The organism is Sphingomonas sp. Leaf67, from assembly GCF_001421965.1.
Classification (GTDB): Bacteria; Pseudomonadota; Alphaproteobacteria; order Sphingomonadales; family Sphingomonadaceae; genus Sphingomonas.
This window is the reverse complement of the sequence record NZ_LMLP01000002.1, coordinates 82344-101722: the sequence shown is the minus strand read 5'-3', so window position 1 is coordinate 101722 and position 19379 is coordinate 82344. Positions and strand designations below refer to the sequence as shown.

Sequence of the window (19379 nt, the reverse complement as noted above, 5' to 3'; positions counted from 1 at the left end):
GTCCGCAAAAGCACGAAAAGCGCTCGCCGAAGGTCCGCGAAAGCACGAAAGGGGCGGTTCCCTACGAGGGGGAATGCGACGATCGGGGCAAACTTGGAGCGATCTTCGTGTTTTTGCGGACCTACCGTCAGCCTGCCCTTAGGCACCCGACGGTCGACCCGGAGGATAGGAAGAAGGCTCGGAATCATGGGCTGACGTTTAACAGGTCGGTCGCGGATGTCACAGGCGTAGAACGACGCTTTGCCTTGATCCGAGGTTGGCCTCCGATGAGCCGCGCGATCACAGGAGTGGTCAGCTCGTGCAAACAGCCATGCTCATCCACGGTCATCCACGCATATGGAATGCGGTAATCTGCAGGTCGAGCCATTGCTCGACCGCAGAACGTAGGCGTGGAAGCATCGTTACGTTCGCCCTCCGCCGATCCTTTAGATCCGGTCGCCGGTCTATGTAGCCCAGCGCTTCCAATTGCTCGATGTGACGCAAAGCCGTAGTCGTCGATCCGCCGCTCAAAACGCATAGCTGCGTGACGGGCATAACTTTTTCCTCTGCGTTGGAGACATAGAGCTCGAGGATCATGTCCCAACTCGGATCACCAAAGCGTACGCCCTTGAAGCAGCGGCCGCGCTCACGGCGCCCGGTTAGAAGCGCCTTTGCCTCTCCGAGCCGCCTCTCCGCGCGTGTCCCCGATGACGCAGCGGCAGAGAGCAATGTGTCTTCGACGGCCTTACGTGGGAGACGCACGACGACGTCTATCAGGTCGTCGGCCTCTGGTATTGAAGCCATGATCGTCTCGATCCATCAAGAAGGTAGGGCTCGGCGTCACGCGGCAACCGCAGCGTCCCTAGCGCCAGCGCGCAGAGCGCTAGGTAAGCGTAAATTCCGAGGCCCGAATGATAGGCAAATAGCGGAACGCTGGGCAGCAGAACGGCGCAGAGGCTCATGAATAGATTAGCCAACGCAAAACCTGTTGCCCAAATTGGCCAAAATCGGGTCGTCGTGATGCCGAGCCAAAAGAAGCCTGCCACGACACCCAGATCTATCACAAACGTGATCGCTTCTGCTGGTGCGAAGTAATACGGATTTGCCAAGCGCAGCGCTGTAGTTGTGCCCGATGCGACAAGGTTTATCGCCGCGCCCAACCGCTCGGGGCGCCCCCCAAACACGAACGCCCCCGTGCAAACGGTGAACAATACCGTGTTGAAGGCCAATGCCAAAACGAGCTGTATCGACATTGGCCTTCCCGTGCGATGCCTCAGACCGTTTCGCGGTAGGCGGCTTCGAGCGCCGTCATTGCAGGCTTTGGGGCGCCCTCACCCCAGTTTGTCTCTGTCAAGCCGAGCTGACGACCGACCTTTTCCGTGAATGGGTGCGCCCGCATTGCCATTTGGTCCTGGCCTTCGACCAAGGCGGCCAAGGCTGCGACCGTGGCCTTCACCGTCCGCTGAGCCATCGCCGGCGACAACCGGTGCGCTTCCGTTGCCTCGAGCGTCGTCAGCAAAAACTGCGCGGTATCCCGCGCCGCCAGGTTGATTGATCGTTCCGCCTTGCGAAGCTCGTCCGCCACGATCCGACCGGTATTCTCGAGTGCCTGCATTACGTCTCCTTGGGCGCCGCAGCGCCGCTACCGTAGCTTAAGGCCGAACAGGAACGTCAGCGTCAGGATCACCATACCGGCAACGGTCAAGCCGATTGGGGTCACGATCGCGATGATCACACTCCAAATCGCCGCCTGCTTCCAGGTGAGCATATTCGCTGCCGCCCCTGTGGTCGGCAAGGGCAACGGAAGAGGAAACAGCCGTTCCTCGGAAGGGGGGCTGATTGCAGGGGGTAAAGGCTCTACCCCTCCGTCATAGTCTGCAACCAGTCGGGCCGCATCAACCCGGGAGTTCGTGCCGAGCAAATTGTTGGCCTTCAACAACTGCTTATCGACAGCACGCGAGCTGACGCCAGTGAGCGCCGCGATCTCTTTCGAACTGCGATGCTGATAAACGAGGCGGAGGTAGGAGAGTTGGCGTTCGCTCAACTGCGCCACGCGGAACGAGGGTTTTTTGGTGTCTTCACCCGTCGGGGCGACGTCTTTGGCAAGCGATTGCCCAGGCCTATCAGGAGAAACTTCCATTGGATCCCCCTGCAAGATGGAGCGATCCTCTGCCAGAACCTTTCTAAGCCATGTTCGTTCTCTATCGGGCCGCCGTTCTAAGATCCCAACCGCAGCTTGCCAGCGGCAGTTCGACGTTCACAGAAACTCGTGACGTTTCGAATCGAGACGTCGACGACATCGGCAATCCAAGCGTCCGATGGATTACCCGGCGGCGCTCAACCTCGCCGGCGCAGCTTGGACGCCGCCTAACACCGTTCCTCGACTGACGTCGCATTTGCCGGCCGCCCACGCGCGGCTTGCCACGTCGCGATATACGCGAAGCTCGGCGGCCTACTGCGGCGGACGAGCACGCCTCGGAGACGCCAATCCCCTGCCCGTTCACAACACTGTCCGATAAAGTCGATTCTCGGACAGCGCTTGGCGAGCGGCTTTGTCAGCTATATTGAGGGCGTCGATGATTGATCCTGACGAAAGCGCGCCCTCTCCGGTTATCTGGGTCGAAGACGATGGCGTACCCGCGCTGCCTGGTTTGTTGGTCGCCGAGATCGAGAGCGCAGCCGTCTATGCCAAAGCGTCACGGGCGAGTTCGACCCAACGAGTGTATGCGTCCGATTGGAGGATTTTCACTGCCTGGTGCAGCGACCGGGCAATCGAGCCATTGCCAGCGGATCCTCGCGCTGTTGCGACGTTCCTTGCTGCCGAGGCAGACAAAGGTGCAAAGCCCGCGACCATCGGGCGGAGGCTCGCAGCGATCGGATATCACCACAAGCAGGCGGGGCTGCAGCCGCCTCAGGCCCGGGAGGGTGCCGCAGTGATCAGTCAGGTCCTAGGCGGTATTCGCCGCAGCAAGGGCGTGCGGCCGGTGCGTAAGCGGGCGGCGGACGGTGATGCGCTTCGCGACATGCTGCGCGCTATTGATGGGGACGGGCTGCGCAGCGCGCGCGACCGGGCGGTGCTAGCGCTTGGGATGGCAGCAGCCCTGCGCCGATCTGAGATCGTTGCGTTGACGCTAGACGATGTTGAACTCGTGCCGGAGGGATTGAAGGTAATTATCCGCGGCTCAAAAACAGATCAGGAGCGTGCCGGCGTCGTAATTGCGGTCCCCGAAGGTCGTCGCATTCGTCCCAAAGCGTTGCTGCTCGCCTGGATGAAGGAGGCCGCGCACGAAGACGGCCCCTTGTTTCGCAAGCTGACGCCCGGTGATCGGCTAACCGACCGCGGGATGTCGGATCGTGCGGTTGCACGGCTCGTGCAAAAGCACGCCGCAGCGGCTGGCTACGATCCTTCTGAATTCGCAGGACATAGCCTACGCGCTGGCTTTCTAACCGAAGCAGAAGCATCAGGCGCCAGCATTTTCAAGATGCAGGAAGTAAGTCGGCACAAGTCGGTGCAAGTACTCGCTGCCTACGTCCGCAGCCGAGAATTATTCCGCGAGCACGCTGGCGAAAAGTTTCTCTAAGCAGCTTGCTTTGAGGCATGAATACCATCGGATCCCTCGAACTGCGGCGGCCGCATCCTTGAACAACCTTGATGTGGGGGCGCTACATAACGCGGACCCAGTCATACGCTTGGGACATGACTCATCGGTCATAGCGACAAGATGACGGTGGTCGCCAGGGCGACAGCGGAGAAGAGGGCCGGGGCAGTGGTCGGCCAGCTTCAAAAATTGCCAACCGAAAAATTGAACGTTTGCGTTTGATTGATGCTCTAAAGGAATTTAGTTGATAGTATCAAATGGGGCGTTCTCGGCAGGCGCCCGAAGACGCGCAGTATTATTAAAGGATCGTATCTATGCGAGCTATCACTTCCGATCCGACGTCGATGAAGCGCTGCACCACGGAGGTCTTGCTGACCACTAGGTGTAGCGGTCGGGCCCTTGGCGGGAAATGTTCGCATCAATCTCACGTCAACCGCTGAGACCCCAGGATCGACCCGGTCAGCTTCGTACCTATAGCGTGCTCATACCAACTACCGCTTGCTCGCGGCCGTTCTTGGCATCCGGTCAGTGACGCCGGGATTTACGAGTGTCGTTGACGGGCCGGTGACGGAAGCACCAAGATTGGCTGAGAAGAGCAGTTCCCATCTGGCAAGCATTATCAAAGTTCGCCTGTACCGCGCACGCACGAGCGGCTTGCTGGCGACGACCAACCTGCCATCCGGCGTGCTTGCGAGTTCCGGTGGCACAGTCAGACCGTACCGATGTCGGCCGGAGTTACCCGGCGGTGTTGCTAGTCCGGTATCAAGCCAAGAGAAGCGTCTTGGATCCTTTACGTCGACAATCGAGCGTGTAAATTTCAGGAAGGCTATCAAGATGCTTGCGCGATCCCTTTTCGCCATTACAGCGCTTGCTGTGACGGCGGGCCCGGCGGTCGCACGATTGCAAGAAGCGCCGTCGTCGCGTCAGCGCCTGATCGTTCTCACCGACATCGGCAACGAACCTGATGATTCGGAATCAATTGTCCGTCTGCTGCTCTACGCGAACGATATCGAAATCGAGGGCCTCGTCGCGACGACATCGCGACATCATCCGCGATCTCCGCTTCGCCAGTTAATTGACGAGCGGGTCGCCGGATATCGCACAGTGCTAACGAACCTGCGCGTTCACGACGCCCGCTATCCCGATGCCGAGCGCCTGCAGACGCGCGTTCTCGTTGGAAGCCCGGTCTACGGCATGAGCGGCGTCGGCAAAGGCAAAGACACCGCGGCTTCGCGCCGAATTATTCAAGCCATCGACAGTCCCGATCCACGTCCGGTCTGGATCGCGGTCTGGGGCGGTGCCGCCGATTTGGCGCAAGCCTTGTGGACTGTGCGCGCTACGCGATCCGCTGAAGCGCTTGACCGCTTCGTCGCCAATCTGCGCGTCTACTCGATCTCGGATCAGGATGACGCGGGACCTTGGGCGCGCGCCTATTTTCCAAAGTTGTTCTGGATTGCCGACGTCCACGGCTTCACCCATTATAACCAGGCGACTTGGGGAGGGATTTCCGGTTCGTTCCCCGGAGCCGACCAGAGCGTCGTCAGCAAAGGCTGGCTCCAAGCTAACATTCGCGACGTCGGCCCGCTGGGTGCGCTATATCCGCTGCCGGCCTACATTATGGAGGGGGATACACCGTCTTTCCTGAACCTCATTCCTAACGGGCTTTCGGTCCCGGAGCGACCGGACTGGGGTGGCTGGGGCGGACGGTATGACCGGTTGTCGACGGACCTAGGTTTGTGGACGACCTCCGGTGATCTGCTTCTTGGCGCAGACGGCGAGGTTACAGAATCGCCACAGTTGACCATCTGGCGGTGGCGCGTTGCCTATCAGAACGACTTCGCGGCTCGCATGCGATGGACGGTCACGCCCCGCTACAAAGACGCAAACCATGCACCCGCTGCGGTGCTCAACGGCCGAGACGGGAGTGCTCCAGTCGAGATTGCAGCTTGTCCGGGCAAACCCGTTGCCTTAACCGCTGCGGGATCGAAGGATGCCGATGGCGACCGGCTGACCTACCGCTGGTTGAGCTATCGCGAAGCCGGCGGGCTGTTCGTCCCGTCAATCACACTGTCGTCCGGAACCAGCATGCGTACCGAGCTGACGATTGGCAACACTGCCCGCACAGACCAATTCACCCCGCCCGCCACCTATCCCATCCATGTCGTCTTGGCGGTCACAGACAGCGGCCAACCGGCGCTGACCAGCTATCACCGCGCAATCGTCATAGTGCCGGGTGCATCGTCGCCCACGAGTACCGCCCCGTGCGTCGTTCGACCGATCCCGCCGGTTCATTAAAACTTGAGGTCGCCGGTTCTGGCACCACACCGGTCGGTTCCTCCGCCAATAAAACAGAAGCCAAATAATGCATATCTTGGGCTCGACGGTAATGTTGAGCGGTGCCGCCGCACATGAACTCGTTGCATGTAACCTGGGAAGCGGCAAACCGGGCCGCGCTACGCCGCGCCGTTCGTTCCCCCTTGGCGAGCGCTGGTGCGATACCGCCGGCGAACCAATCAAAGCGCATGGCGAGTCGATGATCGCAGTTGATGGCGCCTCCTACTATGTGTTTAGTTTCACCGATTCAACGTGCGACCCTTTCGTTAGAATGGAAGGAAGCCGTCTAGGACAGGTACGTTTAGGAGGCGCCACGACCACGCACGGCATCATAGCAACTATACCGCGGCCGCAAGCATCGCTCTCGACGCTGTATCGAGAACTCGGGATCAACCGATGACAGTAGCGAAATGTCAGAAGCCAGCGACAATAACGGATTTAGAGACTGGGTCGAAGGCCCCTCATTCAACGACTTTGACCCAAGCCGAAGAGGCGACGTTCGTGGCATTCCGTTCTCATACTTTGCCGCCGCTCAACGATTGCCTTTATGTGCTGCAGCCAATGATCCCGCATCTGACACGGTCAGCGCCACACCGCTGCCTGCAGCGGCTCGAGATATCCCGCCTGCCGCCCCGATCCACGACTGGACAGCCCACGTTATCGAGGTGGACGAGATCGACACCTACATTCAAAGAAGGCAGCGAGCGGTAATCTGGATGGCGTACAGCCGCTGGCATCGACGCGTCGTTGCTTATCATCTGGGCGATTACGGCGTAATTAACACGACCGCCATCTAAACCCTAGCTAATGCTGCTGTCGGCGAGATGGAGCGCATCTTCACCGACGCCAACTCTCACTGCCATCTAGCTTTCACCCGGATCAGCGCTTCTGAACCCCATCACCAGACCAAGCCGCAGCCCGCTCTGATCCCATCATCCAACGCCTCGTTTCGCGACATGCTTGCCCGCTTCAACCGCCGGATCAAGCGCGACTCCAAGACCTGTCAAGTGCTCGAGCTAAACCCTCGAAATATTCCTTTCAAGAAAGCGCGGGCAAAGCCCAAATTGAACACTTCACGTCGCGGCGGCGTCGAGTTCGCCGGCCGTTTAACCGGCTTCACCTCGTGTCATACCACCGCCGCGGCAACGTTGCGTCAGCGCCGTACACAGTGCGCGAGATCGATTGTTGCCTGCCGCCATTGGTCGATATCATCGGTTGACAGCTCCGTCTCCACCGAGTGTCCGTTCATGTACAGCACAAAACGGTTGCCCGCCGTGACCTAAACCGGGAACTGCTGCCGGCTGCTGCTCAGATCGAGCAATGCTCCCCATTACTCAACGCAGGGCGGCGCCGCGCCATGCGTAGAGGCTGACGACAACGAACGCCGCCGCAGGAAGCAGGAAGGCGGCCGGCGTGCCGTACAGTTCGCCGATTAGTCCCATCGGATAGGGAAGCAGCACGCCGCCGCCGATCGCCATGACCATGAACGATGCGCCGCGCGTCGCCGCCGGTCCCAGATCGCGGACCCCCAGCGCAAAGATCGTCGGGAACATCGTCGACATGAAGAAGAACACCCCGATCATCGCGATCAGCGACACCCGGTCGATCCCCGCCGCGACGATCAGCGTCAGCACGACGTTAATGAGGCCGAACACCAGCAGCAGGGTACGCGGTGCGATCCGGGCGAGCAGCGCCGTGGAGGCGAAGCGGCCGAGCATGAAAGTCACCAGCGCGAGCGATAGCAGATAGGCCGCCGACCGCGCCGACAGCCCGTCCCAAGTCGCGATCGCGACGTTGATGAACAGTGCGCCGATGCCGACCTGCGCACCGATGTAGATCGCCTGGGTCAGCACGCCGTAGATGAAGTGCGGCCGCTTGAGCGTGACCTGCCCACCGGACAAAGCGTGGGTTTGCTCGGCGATCTCGGGCAGTTTTACGCGCGAGACGAACAGGGCGAAAACGACCAGTGCGATGCCGATGCCGGCATAGATCATGCGGACGCTGTCATGCCCGCCGCTGGGCGTACTGCCCTCCTCGGCGAAGAACAGCGTACCGCCGATCAGCGGCCCGATGAAGGTGCCGAGGCCGTTGAACGACTGGGCAAGGTTCAGGCGACGCGACGCGCCCTCGGCCGGGCCGAGGACGTTGACATAGCTGTCCGCCGCAGTTTCCAGACAGGCAAGGCCCGATGCGAGCACGAACATGGATCCGACGAATGGCGCGAACTGGCCGATGCCGGCGGCCGGAATGAACAGCAGCGCGCCCACCGCCGTCACCGCCAGTCCGATCAGGATGCCGGCCTTGTACCCCAGCCGTTGCAGCAGCATTCCGGCGGGCAGGCTGACAACCAGGTAGGCGCCGAAATAGGCGACCTGCAACCAAGTGGATTCGGCGGTGCCGACCTTCAGCGTATCCTGGAAATGCTTGTTCAGCACGTCGAGCAGGCCATAGGCCAACCCCCAGATAAAGAAGAGGCTGATCGCAAGCGCCAGCGCGGTACGAAGAATGCGCGGCGGCACGTCCTGCGCCAGGACGATTTGAGGGCGCTTCATTTCACGTCTCCGAGAATGGAGGGATCGATACGGTACAGGCGGCAGGCATTGCCGCCCCAGATGGCGCGGCGGTCGGTCATGTCGAGGTCGCCGATCGCATCGGCGAGCGCTCCGAGCACCATGTCGTAGCTGCCGAACAGGCGGTCGGTGGGGAAATCGCTGGCGGCCATCACCCGGGCGGGACCAAACAGGTCGATCGTCTCGGCGACGAAGCGACGCACCAACGCCACATCCCATTCCCGCTGGACGAAACCGAACCCCGACAGCTTGACCGACACCTGCGGCAGGCGCGCGAGAGCCGCCATGCCGCGACGCCAGTCGGACACGCCGTCGGGATCGGTCAGCACCGGCATGCCGAGATGGTTGACCAGGACCGGCACGTGGGGGTGGCGCTGCGCGATGCGGGCGACGGCGATCATCTGTGCCGGATAGCATTGCAGGTCGAACGACAGGCCGTGGTCGGCCAGCCGCGCGAACCCCGCCGCCCAGCGATCGGTCCGCGTCAGGTCGGCAGCGGTATAGCTTCGTCGCGCATCCGGATGCCAATTCACGATATGACGGACACCCCGCACCCGCCCATGTTCGGCATGATGCGCCAGCAGCGTGCCGACATTGGGGTCGGCCAAATCAGCAAAGGCGACGATCGCGTCGGGCAGGCCGGTTTCTCCCGCCAGCCCTTCCAGCCACTGCGTTTCGCTGAGCGCGTCTCCGGCATCGGCCCCGGCATCGACATGCACCGCCCCGACGACGTTCCAAGCCGCCGCCTCCACCCGGTAGTCGCCGGGCAGATACGTACGCGCGATCGCCTCGACCGAGCCGTTGGGTCCGCCATCGGCGAACGGCGGTTGCAGCCAGGGGTAGCGAAGACGCGCCAGATCCCAGAAATGGACATGGGCATCGACGAAGGGAACGTCGTGCATGATGCTCTCCTGTCGTGCCCGGTATTCCGGGTCGCGTCATGCGGTCAGAAGGTGGTACGCCCGCCCGACGTGTCGAAGGTCGCGGCGGTGGTGAAGCTGCATTCCTCGCTGGCCATGAAGCAGACCATCGCAGCCGATTCCTCGATCAGGCCCAGACGGCCCATCGGGATCTTGGAGCGCATATAGTCAACCTGGCTCTGCGGCAGCTGGTCGAGGATCGGGCTTTCGAAGGTCGCCGGCGTCAGCGCGTTGGCGATGACGCCCTTGCCCGCCAGTTCCTTGCCCAAGCTCTTGGTGAAGCCGATCACCGCCGCCTTCGACGCCGAATAGGCGCTGGCGTTGGGATTTCCCTCCTTTCCCGCGACCGACGACACGTTGACGATGCGACCATAGCCGTTTTCCAGCATCAACGGAACGACCGAGCGGTTGCAATAGAACAGCCCGTCAACGTTGACGCTCATCACGTTGCGCCAGCTCTGCACGGGAAATTCATGGACGGGCGCGGTCGCGCCGGTAATTCCGGCCGAACAGACCAGAATGTCCACCTTGCCCAGTGCCACCTTGCTGTCCGCCAGCGCTGCCTCGACATCGGCCAGCTCCGCGACGTTGAGCGCGACGACATGAGTCGCACCGACTTCGGCCTGTGCGGTTTCCAGCGCCTTGGCGTTCAGGTCCCACAGGACGACCTGGCCGCCCTCGGCGACGATCCGCCGCGCGACTTCCTTGCCAAGGCCCGACGCGCCGCCGGTGATGATCGCAGCGCGACCTGCGAACCGTCCCGCATAGACGCTCATGCCGACGCTCCGGTGCGCGGGTGGTGCCATGCGACCAACGATTGTCGCTGCGTCCCCAGCTTGTCGATCGCCAGTGCCATCGTGTCGCCGGCCTTCAGGTAGATCGCATCGGGCTTCTTGCCCTCGCCGACGCCCGGCGGGGTACCGGTAATGAGCAGATCGCCCGGTTCCAGCGTGATATATTCGCTGACATAGGCGATCAGCTCGTCGACCGGGAAGATGATCGTCTTCGTGTTGCCGGTCTGCATCCGCTCGCCGTTCACATCCAGTGACATGTCGAGATCCTGCGGATCACCAACCTCGTCGGGGGTCACCAGCCACGGACCGGTCGGGCAAAAAGTGTCGTGGCCCTTCCCCTTCGACCATTGCGTGCCGCGCTGCTTCTGGTTGAAGCGTTCCGACACGTCGTTGACGAGGACATAGCCCGCGACGTGATCCAGCGCCTCGGCGCGGTCGACATAGCGGCATGTCTTGCCGATGATCACCCCCAACTCGACCTCCCAATCACTGTGCGTCGAGCCCTTGGGCAGCATTACGTCGTCGTCCGGACCCGACAGGCTGGACAGCGCCTTCATAAACATCATCGGTTCGGTCGGAATTGGTAGGTTAGACTCGATCGCATGGTCACGGTAGTTGAGGCCGATCGCGACGATCTTGCCGATGCCCTCTAGCGGCACTCCGTATCGCGGCGTCCCTGCCACCACCGGCAGGGCAGAGCAATCTGTGGCCAGTGCCTGCGGCAGCGTATTGATCGTCAGTTCAGGGATGACGCCCGACAGGTCGCGGATCGCGCCATCGGCATCGACGATCCCGGGCTTCTCGCCCCCTCGGGGGCCATAACGACACAGCTTCATGGGTCTGGTCTCGCAATCAATGGGTGTAGGGACGATGGAGCGGCACGTCGCGGTTCAGCTCGACACCGAAGCCGGGCTTGTCGAGCGCTGATGCGCGGAGGCGGCCGTCTTTGGGCACCGGTTCGCCCAGCAATTGCGGTGCGAACATCGGCACGATCTCGGTCGGACCGGGGTGCATCATCAGGAACTCGGCGAACGGCGAATTGTGGCGCGTAACGACGAAGTGATAGCTGTATACGCTGGAGCCGTGTGGCACGACCAGCTTGCCATGTGCATCGGCCAAGGCGCTGATTTTCAGCAGTTCGGTGACGCCGCCGCACCAGCCCACGTCTGGCTGAATGATGTCGCAACAATCCATTTCCATCAGCAGACGGAAGCCCCAACGCGTCGCCTCATGTTCCCCGGTCGTGACCAGCATCCCCTTGGGCACGTTGCGCTTCAGCTGTTGATAGCCCCAATAATCGTCGGGACTGATCGCCTCCTCCATCCACTTCAGGCCATGCTCGTGCGCGGCGATGGCGAGGCGGGTGGCATAATCGACGTCGAGAGCCATCCAGCAATCCCACATCAGCCAAAAATCGGGACCGACCCGGGCGCGCATGTCGGCCAGCTCGACAATGTTCTTCTTTAGCCCTTCGATTCCCTCGGCGGGGCCATGGTGAAGCGGCATCTTGCCGCCGATGAAGCCAAGTTCCTTAGCGACGTCGGGCCGCGCGCCGGTGGCGTAGAATTGCAGTTCGTCGCGCACCGCGCCGCCGAGCAGGTGATAGACCGGCTCTTGCCTCAGCTTGCCGAGCAGATCCCACAGCGCTAGGTCGACGCCTGAGATCGCGTTGATCACCAAGCCTTTCCGCCCGTAATATTGGGTGGAAAAGTACATCTGATCCCAGATCTTCTCGTACTCGGTTGGGCTGCGTCCTTCGAGGAAGCGCACGAGATGCTTCTCGACGATGTAGCAGGCGGGCTCGCCGCCAGTTGTAACCGCGAAGCCGATCGTGCCGTCCTCCGCCTCGATCTCGACGACCAGCGTTCCCAGCACGTTGATGCCAAAGCTTTGCCGCGACTGGCGATATTCCGGATAGCGACTCATCGGTGTGGCGATGTGATCGTCGATCCAATGGCCTTCGCCTTGGTCATGATAATCGGCACCCGCGCCGCGGGCGACGAACGCCCGTACATGCTTAATTTTGGGCAGCATCAGACCTCTCCTTACGTTTGGCGCTTATGCATATTCGTACGATCACGTTCAATATATATTTTCATATTGTGGGAAGCAGTGTAAAGGGATGGGACAATGAAGGGAGAGCGAACATCTGATACGACCGCCGGCGGTAGCCAGACGCTGATGCGTGGCCTCGACGTCATAGAGGCAGTTGCGGCGGGTGCAGTGACGTTGCCACAACTGTCTAATACGTTAAAGCTAACCCGGAGTACGGCCCATCGGCTCGCTTCGTCGCTCGTCGAGCGCGGCTATTTGGGCTTTACCCCCCGCACAGGCTATCGCCTTGGCCGCAAGTTGCTCAAATTGGGTAATCTTGCGCAAGAGGAGACCGACATTATTCAGTTCGCCCGTCCCCATCTGGAAGAACTCGCACAGACAACGGAGGACGCAGTCCACCTCGGCGTTCTCGATGGCGATTTCGCACTTTACCTAGACAAGATGCCAGGCAAGCGGCGGATTACTATCTGTAGCCGGGTCGGTGATCGACACCCTCTTACGTCGACGGGCTTGGGTAAGGCGCTGATGCTCGATCATCCGCCCGCTTACTGGGAACAGCGCTTCGCTGCTGAATCTAGCGATCGTCAACCGCATGTTGACCCGACCGTATGGCGGGAACGGATGGAACGATATGTCACGGCCGGATGCACCTTCGATCTCGAAGAGAACGAGGATCAGATTCGCTGTGTCGCTGCGCCGATCCGCGACGCACGCGGCCAGATTGTCGCTGCGATCAGTGTGTCAAGCGCTGCGATATATATGGGTGACGCCCGCCTTGAAGACTTATCTACCTACGTCACTGCAACCGCAGACGGGATCAGCCGCGACCTTGACCATCCTATAAAGGCGAAGGAGAGATAGATGTTGCTGGAAGGTAAGAATGTCCTGGTCACGGGCGCATCCGCTGGAATTGGCCGCGCCGCCGCAATCGGAGCTGCGCGCCACGGAGCGGATGTTGCGATTAACTTTGCGGGCAACGACGCCGCCGCGCAGGAAGTCATCCGTGAGATCGAGGCCCTTGGCCGCCGCGCGCTGGCGATCAAGGGCGATGTCGCCGAACATGCCACCGCCGACGCCTTTGTCTCGAAAGCCGCTGACATGCTAGGCGGGATCGACGTATTCGTAAGCAATGCGGGCATTTGCCCCTTTCACGCCTTTCTCGACATGCCACCTGAAACATTCGAGCGTACGATGAGGGTCAATCTTCACGGTGCTTATTATATGGTTCAGGCGGCGGCTAACCGCATGGTCGACCAGGGCCGCGGCGGCGCAATCGTTGCAGTATCCTCTATCTCGGCACTGGTAGGTGGAGAGTTCCAGACGCATTACACCCCAACCAAAGCGGGTATCCATTCGCTCATGCAGTCAACTGCGATCGCACTCGGTCGCCATGGCATCCGCTGCAATTCGGTGCTGCCCGGCACAATCCTAACTGACATCAACAAGGATGACCTTGCCGATCTCGACAAGCGGAAGCGCATGACCGCGCGCATTCCACTAGGCCGCCTTGGCGAACCCGACGACCTTGCCGGGCCGATCATATTCCTCGCTTCCGACATGGCGCGCTACGTCACTGGCGCCGCGCTGTTGGTCGATGGCGGCGCATTCGTAAACCTCCAATGAGCAACCGTCACGGTAACGGAAAGACGTCGTTATGAGAAAAGCTGCTTCCGCGCTCGACTACCGCGAACTCGCGCGCCGCCGCCTACCGCCGTTTTTGTTCGAGTATATCGATGGCGGCAGCTATGCAGAAGTGACACTGAAGCGCAACGTCACCGATCTTGAGGCGGTGGCACTGCGTCAACGCATCCTTACCGACGTGTCTAGGCTCGACCTGTCGACCGAGCTGTTCGGGCAAAAACTGTCCATGCCAGTCGCACTTGCTCCGGTCGGCCTAGCAGGTATGAATGCTAGGCGCGGTGAGGTGCAGGCGGCGCGCGCGGCGGAAGCGGCGGGCGTCCCCTTTTGCCTTTCGACCGTTTCCGCTTGCCCCCTCTCCGAGGTAAGCTGCGCCGTTCAGGCCCCTTTGTGGTTCCAGCTGTACATGATCCGTGATCGCGGGTTCATGCGCGACTTGATGGAACAAGCACGTGCGTCCGGCTGCTCGACCCTAGTATTTACCGTCGACATGCCGGTGCCCGGATCGCGCTACCGCGATTATCATTCGGGCCTTGCCGGGGCATCGGGAATGATTGGTGGGCTGCGGCGAATGTGGCAGGGGATGACCCATCCTCGCTGGGCATGGGACGTCGGCATACATGGCCGCCCACACCAGTTGGGTAATGTCGTACCTGTGCTCGGCAAAAATACCGGGTTGGAGGACTTCTTTGCGTGGATGCGCAACAATTTCGACCCGACGGTAAGCTGGCGCGATATCGACTTCATCCGCGAAAGCTGGGACGGCCCGTTAATTATTAAGGGCATCTTGGATGTTGAAGACGCCCGCGCCGCTGCCGATCTGAGCGCCGACGGCATCGTGGTGTCCAATCATGGCGGCCGTCAGCTTGACGGTGTACCGTCTACCACCCGCGCGTTGCCGGTGATCGCACGGGCGGTGGGCGACCGTCTGACCGTGCTGGCGGACGGCGGAGTCCGCTCTGGACTCGACGTCGTGCGGATGTTGGCGCTCGGTGCGCAGGGAGTGTTGTTGGGCAGAGCATGGGTCTACGCCCTAGGCGGCGGCGGCGAGGCTGGTGTCCGCCACATGCTACAGTTGGTTGAAGCGGAGATGCGGGTAGCAATGGCGCTCACGGGCAAGAGCCGTATCGCGGACATTGATAGCAGCGTACTAGTCGACTAAGGGTTTGCTGGTGTAATTCTTTCGCTAAGGTGAACGGATGCCGCTCGGGAAAGGTACGTGACGGTCGCGCCACTACAACGCACGCGGTTCGAGCAGCGAGACAGCTAGTTGTAACCTTCACTCGTGACGCCGGTCGTGAACTGGGGATCACTGCCAATGCCACTGCGAGGTGCCGCACGCGTCTGACGGTCTAGGATTTGAAGACCGGATTTAAGAGCGTGACTCACAATTCGACCTTTGCGAGGCGCTTTGTCGTCCGTCTGATTGAAGCGACGAGGAGCCATGCTTCGGAGGAGGTGATAGTTGCCTCCCAGTCCTCGGCAGGGTGTCGGCATCGATTAAGCCAGGCGATGGTCCGCTCGAGCACCCATCCGCGAGGCAGGACGATGAAGCGGTGGGCGTGGGAACGCTTGATGATCTCGACGGCGAGGCGGCCGAGATGCGCGATAGCGGCCGCCAGGCTTTGTCCGGCATAGCCGCCATCGGCAAAGAAGTGGGATAGTGACGGATAGGCGTCCCGGCAGCGTTCGATCAGGTCCGGCGCGCCGTCACGGTCCTGAATGTCACCGAGAGCGACCAGCTCGTCGAGCAGGTTGCCGACCGTATCAGTTACGATATGACGCTTGCGCCCCTTAATCTTATTGACGGCATCATAGCCGCGCAGCGCGCCTGCTTCGGTGGTTTTCATCGACTGACTATCGATGATGCCTGCGGTCGGCTCTACCGTGCAGCCGTCCGTTGCCCGCATTCCGGCCACCAGCACCGCGTCGATCGCATCGAGCAGGCCGCTATCGCGCATCCGATAGAAATGATACTGCGCCATCGTGAACGGTGGGAAGTCCCTGGGAAACTGCGCCCACTGGCACCCCGTCGCCGCACGGTACTGGATCGCGTTCCACAGATCCCGTGCGCGGTGCAGGCGTGGACGTCCCACCTTCGTTGTTCGTGCCAGCAGTTGGGCAATGATCGCCCACTCCTAGTCGGTGCAGTCGCTTGCGTACCGCAACCCTCTTCTGTCAAATCTCCGGCGAGCGATTTCAGTCCAGCTCATGTGATCTCCGTGGTCTTCGCAACCCTCGGTGAATCACAAGCTGCTGAAGTCGCTCAACTCAATTTTTCGGTCAAGCTTTAAGGCTTTGCTTTCCACAATCCGCGTGCTGTCGTTCGTCAGAAACTTCGCTGGTGTATCGCCAGCACTTTACGTACGAACGAGCTACCGCGGTGCTGACGTAACTCGAAATCTTTCGACAGCAGTACAAACGCGATCCTTCAACTTATACCCCCGCGTGCACCGCCGATAACAAATCTGCCGACGCTTACAGGCTCATGCCTCCATCGACGATCACGTCGGCACCGGTGATAAATCTGGCTTCATCTGATGCAAGCATTACAGCCACTTGCGCGATCTCCGCTGGGTCGCCGAGCCGCCCCATAGGCTGGCGAGCGATGAAAGCAGCGCGTGCCGCTGCGGCGTCACCCGATGCAGCGAAGCGATCTTCAAGAGATGGAGTGAACGTCGATCCCGGAGAGATGGAGTTACAACGCACGCCCTTGCCAATAAAGTCCCGCGCAACCGATTTGGTAAGCCCAATCACAGCGGCCTTGGTGGTCGCATAGGCGAACCGGTCGGGAACGCCCTTCGTCGAGGAGACGACGGACGCGATATTGACGATGGAACCGCGCTCTCGAGCAAGCATCCCAGGTAGCGCTGCCCGCATCGTGTGGGCCATGCTCAGAACATTGATATCGAAGGAACGGGTCAGTTCATTGGTGGTGCAATCGAGGAGGCTGCCGCTCGCGACCCACCCAACGCAATTCACAAGAACGTCAATTAGAGGACGGTCCGATATGACCCGACCGACTGCGGCCTCGTCCGTCAAGTCGAGGTCGATTTCCTCGATGGTGTCAATCGAGAAACGGTTTCGCCATTGGAGATCGGCTGCAATTACCCTTGCACCCTCTTTAATAAAAGCTTCTGTAATGCTGCGACCAATTCCTTGCGCCGCGCCACTGACAAATGCATATTTTCCTTGCAAACGATTCAAGGCGAACTCCTTTGTTACAGCCACCCAGCCAAGCGGCTGGTCTGGCCTATGCCGGGATTGAGTTGATTGGTCGGATCAAGCATTCGATAGTGTGCCGCGAGATCTGCCGCCGCCGGGTAAAGATGACCGACGTTGTGCTCGGCCGGATACCGCGCGCCACGTTCGTCGAGTAGCGCCCACATGCGATGCTCAAGGGCGACCGGATCAACTCCCTTGCGGACGACGTAATCCTGATGGAACACGTGACAGAAGAAGTGGCCATAGTAAAGTTTAACAATAATCTGCTCGTCGATCTCGGGTGGAAACCGTTCGAACCATGCCACATCGTTACGCCGCAGCGCCACATCGAGCGATATGATCCCTCCCACCTGATCCGAATGCATCGCACGGTATCGTACGGCTGCACCGGCAACGGCGAAGCGGAGAAGCGTGGCGCGGTCGCCTTCATCAGGCGTGCATTCAAAGACATCGCCTGTGCTGCTCGGGAACAGGCTGGCCAACAAGTTGCGAGTGGGTTCAATCGCTTCGTCGGCAACCTTGAGGATCAGATGATGCTGAAACCGGACCCGAAATGCTCGAAGGCGAGCGGACAATTGGTCAGGCAAGAGACGACAGCAGGCCTGCAGCATTTTTTCGGCAAACGATTCCGGCAGCATCGTCAACACGCGGGCTATTCGATCAATGCGGCTTTTCAGTCGGAACAGCGCTGGCAATCGCTCGGTGCCAAGCGTTCGGATAGCCACGATAGTATCCTTCCCATAGCGGTCCGCAACGTCGAACGCTTCTCGATGAATGTATTCGGCCGAAACCGGGAGATCGTCCAGCTTCGACAGGAAGCTTCGCCTGAGTGTCGTCAGTTCGTGAGTGTCGTTGGTCCCTATATAGAAGACGGCGGTACGCCGGGCTGCGGGAAACGTTGCCAGTCTTACCGCGAAGACCATGATCTTGCCGGCACTGCCCGATGCCTCGAAAAGGCGGGCCGGATCGGCATTGAACCGTGCAGGACTGTCTTCGTTGATTGCGCGGACAATGTTGGGGTAGGCACCCGCGGCCGATGCTTCCCGTCGTGTCTCCACGATATCGTCGTCTGTAAAGCGCCCTTCCTGCAGGTTGCGTAAGATCGACTCCGGATCGGTCCCTAGTCGGACGCCAAGATGGTTGCGGAGGTGGACTTCCCCGTCCGCATGCACCTGAGCGTACAAAGCGTACTCGGTATAGGCCGGGCCCCGCTGCACCAGCGCACCACCCGAGTTGTTGCAGACGCCCCCTACGACGGACGCGCCGATGCAGGACGATCCAATGACCGAATGGGGCTCCCGACCTAGCGGCGCCAGCGTTCGTTCGAGTTCATAGAGAGTAGAGCCAGCAAGACATACGACCTCCTCGGCATCGAGAATGGGTCGTACACCGCAGATTCGAAGGGTGTTGATGATCACCACAGGCCGACTATAGTCGCCGAACGGCGTAGAACCGCCGGTAAGTCCGGTGTTCGCCGCTTGCACGATCACGACGTGTTTCGCTGCGACGCAAGCCTTGAATACGCGCCACTGCTCGACAAGCGAACCTGGCCTTACCACTGCAGCCACGGAACCACTGCCCGTCCGGTAGCCGGTCGTAAAAGGAGCAACAGCAGTACTGTCAATAAGCACGTGCCGCCGCCCGACTATACTTCTCAATTCATCAATAAGGACGCTGGGCACGACATGTTCTCCGCTGATGGCAACGTTGCGCAGCGGTAAGGATCCTAGGCATCACGACGAACCCTCCCGCTCAAAGTTCATTAATCGTGTACACTATAGCACCGGTAAATCTTCTATCGTTTAGAAACTAACTATCCGTCGTCGCAACATCCAATGGCAGCGAGCCAAAGTGGAGTCCGTATTCCGATAGCGTTGGTCACAAGACCGCAGATCTCAGCGGCTCGCTACATACGCATATTACCATCCTTAGCATTTCTAAACACTAATTTTCGAACTACGCTTTTCGGACCGTCCTTCTCTGTGATATTCAATGTAGCTTTACAAGGCGACACATCACATAGTATCTCTAGTCAAATACTAATTCCGAATCCATTAATAATGCGCTGTCACGCCTAGGAGGCAATTTATTGTTCAAAAATGTAATTTAAACTAATTGTTCCGAAAAATTCGATATATTAATTACTCTGTGTCGCGTCACCGCGTCGCTCTAAGTATATTCTACAGATATGAGAGCGCGTCACGTACGTCCAAGCTTCGAGAAAAACGTTCTGGTTAGCCTACCAATCGGACTACGTGACGCTCC

17 protein-coding genes and 2 pseudogenes are annotated in these 19379 nt (G+C 60.1%); 7 read left to right on the top strand and 12 right to left on the bottom strand.

Features of this window, described 5'->3' with window-relative positions; all coding sequences use genetic code 11:
• Positions 1 to 324: 324 nt before the first annotated feature.
• The 4 genes from ASE90_RS05835 to ASE90_RS05820 all read right to left on the bottom strand — a co-directional run bounded on the left by ASE90_RS05835 (position 325) and on the right by ASE90_RS05820 (position 2119).
• Positions 325 to 576 carry a MarR family transcriptional regulator gene (locus ASE90_RS05835; RefSeq protein ID WP_055997557.1) on the bottom strand — a complete coding sequence of 84 codons (252 nt, stop codon included), beginning with the start codon at positions 574 to 576 and terminating at the stop codon, positions 325 to 327.
• Positions 577 to 752: 176 nt separating this feature from the next.
• Positions 753 to 1232, bottom strand: coding sequence for a hypothetical protein (locus ASE90_RS05830; RefSeq protein ID WP_055997554.1), 480 nt, complete (start codon positions 1230 to 1232; stop codon positions 753 to 755).
• A gap of 20 nt (positions 1233 to 1252) precedes the next feature.
• Positions 1253 to 1594, bottom strand: a complete 342-nt coding sequence (locus ASE90_RS05825) for a hypothetical protein (RefSeq protein WP_055997551.1) — start codon at positions 1592 to 1594, stop codon at positions 1253 to 1255.
• A 27-nt stretch (positions 1595 to 1621) separates the two neighbouring features.
• The gene (locus ASE90_RS05820; RefSeq protein ID WP_082449591.1) at positions 1622 to 2119 is read right to left on the bottom strand and encodes a LuxR C-terminal-related transcriptional regulator; all 498 of its coding nucleotides are present in this window, start codon (positions 2117 to 2119) and stop codon (positions 1622 to 1624) included.
• A gap of 436 nt (positions 2120 to 2555) precedes the next feature.
• Between ASE90_RS05820 and ASE90_RS05815 the strand changes: the two genes are divergently transcribed.
• The 4 genes and pseudogenes from ASE90_RS05815 (at position 2556) to ASE90_RS19570 (ending at position 7195) form a co-directional block, all read left to right on the top strand.
• The gene (locus ASE90_RS05815) at positions 2556 to 3560 is read left to right on the top strand and encodes a site-specific integrase (protein WP_082449589.1); all 1005 of its coding nucleotides are present in this window, start codon (positions 2556 to 2558) and stop codon (positions 3558 to 3560) included.
• A 600-nt stretch (positions 3561 to 4160) separates the two neighbouring features.
• Positions 4161 to 5873, top strand: a complete 1713-nt coding sequence (locus tag ASE90_RS05810) for a DUF1593 domain-containing protein (RefSeq protein WP_200910795.1) — start codon at positions 4161 to 4163, stop codon at positions 5871 to 5873.
• Between the two features lie 310 nt (positions 5874 to 6183).
• Positions 6184 to 6539 (top strand): annotated as a pseudogene (locus tag ASE90_RS20505) (IS481 family transposase); the annotation flags it as partial.
• Positions 6540 to 6736: 197 nt separating this feature from the next.
• Positions 6737 to 7195 carry a hypothetical protein gene (locus ASE90_RS19570; RefSeq protein ID WP_156361458.1) on the top strand — a complete coding sequence of 153 codons (459 nt, stop codon included), beginning with the start codon at positions 6737 to 6739 and terminating at the stop codon, positions 7193 to 7195.
• 51 nt (positions 7196 to 7246) lie between these two features.
• Here the strand turns inward: ASE90_RS19570 and ASE90_RS05805 are convergent, their stop codons facing one another.
• Genes ASE90_RS05805 through rhmD form a run of 5 tightly spaced genes read right to left on the bottom strand, consistent with a single transcriptional unit; the run spans position 7247 to position 12230 of the window.
• Positions 7247 to 8464, bottom strand: a complete 1218-nt coding sequence (locus ASE90_RS05805; protein WP_055997549.1) for a sugar MFS transporter — start codon at positions 8462 to 8464, stop codon at positions 7247 to 7249.
• On the bottom strand, positions 8461 to 9384 hold the full coding sequence (locus ASE90_RS05800) for an amidohydrolase family protein (protein ID WP_055997547.1): 924 nt from the start codon (positions 9382 to 9384) through the stop codon (positions 8461 to 8463). Before ASE90_RS05800 ends, ASE90_RS05805 begins: the two co-directional genes overlap by 4 nt.
• Before the next feature lie 44 nt (positions 9385 to 9428).
• Positions 9429 to 10178, bottom strand: a complete 750-nt coding sequence (locus ASE90_RS05795; RefSeq protein WP_055997750.1) for an SDR family NAD(P)-dependent oxidoreductase — start codon at positions 10176 to 10178, stop codon at positions 9429 to 9431.
• The gene (locus tag ASE90_RS05790) at positions 10175 to 11032 is read right to left on the bottom strand and encodes a fumarylacetoacetate hydrolase family protein (protein ID WP_055997544.1); all 858 of its coding nucleotides are present in this window, start codon (positions 11030 to 11032) and stop codon (positions 10175 to 10177) included. The genes ASE90_RS05795 and ASE90_RS05790 overlap by 4 nt, the downstream gene beginning before the upstream one ends.
• Before the next feature lie 16 nt (positions 11033 to 11048).
• Positions 11049 to 12230: an L-rhamnonate dehydratase gene (rhmD, locus tag ASE90_RS05785; protein WP_082449585.1), complete on the bottom strand. Its 1182-nt coding sequence runs from the start codon at positions 12228 to 12230 to the stop codon at positions 11049 to 11051.
• Between the two features lie 147 nt (positions 12231 to 12377).
• On the opposite strand from rhmD, the gene ASE90_RS05780 reads away from it, so the two are divergent.
• Genes ASE90_RS05780 through lldD form a run of 3 tightly spaced genes read left to right on the top strand, consistent with a single transcriptional unit; the run spans position 12378 to position 15051 of the window.
• On the top strand, positions 12378 to 13112 hold the full coding sequence (locus tag ASE90_RS05780; RefSeq protein WP_414888911.1) for an IclR family transcriptional regulator: 735 nt from the start codon (positions 12378 to 12380) through the stop codon (positions 13110 to 13112).
• Complete coding sequence (locus tag ASE90_RS05775; protein WP_055997535.1) at positions 13113 to 13874, top strand: SDR family NAD(P)-dependent oxidoreductase; 762 nt, start codon at positions 13113 to 13115, stop codon at positions 13872 to 13874. It abuts the gene before it with no gap.
• Positions 13875 to 13905: 31 nt separating this feature from the next.
• Entirely contained in the window at positions 13906 to 15051 is a 1146-nt protein-coding gene (gene lldD, locus ASE90_RS05770; RefSeq protein ID WP_055997532.1) for an FMN-dependent L-lactate dehydrogenase LldD, read from the top strand.
• Between the two features lie 223 nt (positions 15052 to 15274).
• On the opposite strand, the pseudogene ASE90_RS05765 reads toward lldD, so the two are convergent.
• From ASE90_RS05765 to dld, 3 genes and pseudogenes are all read right to left on the bottom strand, one after another.
• Positions 15275 to 16102, bottom strand: a pseudogene (locus ASE90_RS05765) (IS5 family transposase).
• Between the two features lie 265 nt (positions 16103 to 16367).
• Positions 16368 to 17096 (bottom strand): SDR family oxidoreductase, encoded by a 729-nt coding sequence (locus ASE90_RS05760; protein WP_055997747.1) that lies wholly within the window; start codon positions 17094 to 17096, stop codon positions 16368 to 16370.
• A 14-nt stretch (positions 17097 to 17110) separates the two neighbouring features.
• Entirely contained in the window at positions 17111 to 18796 is a 1686-nt protein-coding gene (gene dld, locus ASE90_RS05755; RefSeq protein ID WP_235531680.1) for a D-lactate dehydrogenase, read from the bottom strand.
• Between the last annotated feature and the right edge of the window lie 583 nt (positions 18797 to 19379).

Excerpts from the sequence above, each read along its gene's own strand:
- ASE90_RS05835 (WP_055997557.1), bottom strand. The coding sequence starts at position 576 with ATGATCCTCGAGCTCTATGTCTCCAACGCAGAGGAAAAAGTTATGCCC.
- ASE90_RS05830 (WP_055997554.1), bottom strand. The coding sequence starts at position 1,232 with ATGTCGATACAGCTCGTTTTGGCATTGGCCTTCAACACGGTATTGTTC.
- ASE90_RS05825 (WP_055997551.1), bottom strand. The coding sequence starts at position 1,594 with ATGCAGGCACTCGAGAATACCGGTCGGATCGTGGCGGACGAGCTTCGC.
- ASE90_RS05820 (WP_082449591.1), bottom strand. The coding sequence starts at position 2,119 with ATGGAAGTTTCTCCTGATAGGCCTGGGCAATCGCTTGCCAAAGACGTC.
- ASE90_RS05815 (WP_082449589.1), top strand. The coding sequence starts at position 2,556 with ATGATTGATCCTGACGAAAGCGCGCCCTCTCCGGTTATCTGGGTCGAA.
- ASE90_RS19570 (WP_156361458.1), top strand. The coding sequence starts at position 6,737 with ATGGAGCGCATCTTCACCGACGCCAACTCTCACTGCCATCTAGCTTTC.
- ASE90_RS05805 (WP_055997549.1), bottom strand. The coding sequence starts at position 8,464 with ATGAAGCGCCCTCAAATCGTCCTGGCGCAGGACGTGCCGCCGCGCATT.
- ASE90_RS05800 (WP_055997547.1), bottom strand. The coding sequence starts at position 9,384 with ATGCACGACGTTCCCTTCGTCGATGCCCATGTCCATTTCTGGGATCTG.
- ASE90_RS05795 (WP_055997750.1), bottom strand. The coding sequence starts at position 10,178 with ATGAGCGTCTATGCGGGACGGTTCGCAGGTCGCGCTGCGATCATCACC.
- ASE90_RS05790 (WP_055997544.1), bottom strand. The coding sequence starts at position 11,032 with ATGAAGCTGTGTCGTTATGGCCCCCGAGGGGGCGAGAAGCCCGGGATC.
- rhmD (WP_082449585.1), bottom strand. The coding sequence starts at position 12,230 with ATGCTGCCCAAAATTAAGCATGTACGGGCGTTCGTCGCCCGCGGCGCG.
- ASE90_RS05780 (WP_414888911.1), top strand. The coding sequence starts at position 12,378 with ATGCGTGGCCTCGACGTCATAGAGGCAGTTGCGGCGGGTGCAGTGACG.
- ASE90_RS05775 (WP_055997535.1), top strand. The coding sequence starts at position 13,113 with ATGTTGCTGGAAGGTAAGAATGTCCTGGTCACGGGCGCATCCGCTGGA.
- lldD (WP_055997532.1), top strand. The coding sequence starts at position 13,906 with ATGAGAAAAGCTGCTTCCGCGCTCGACTACCGCGAACTCGCGCGCCGC.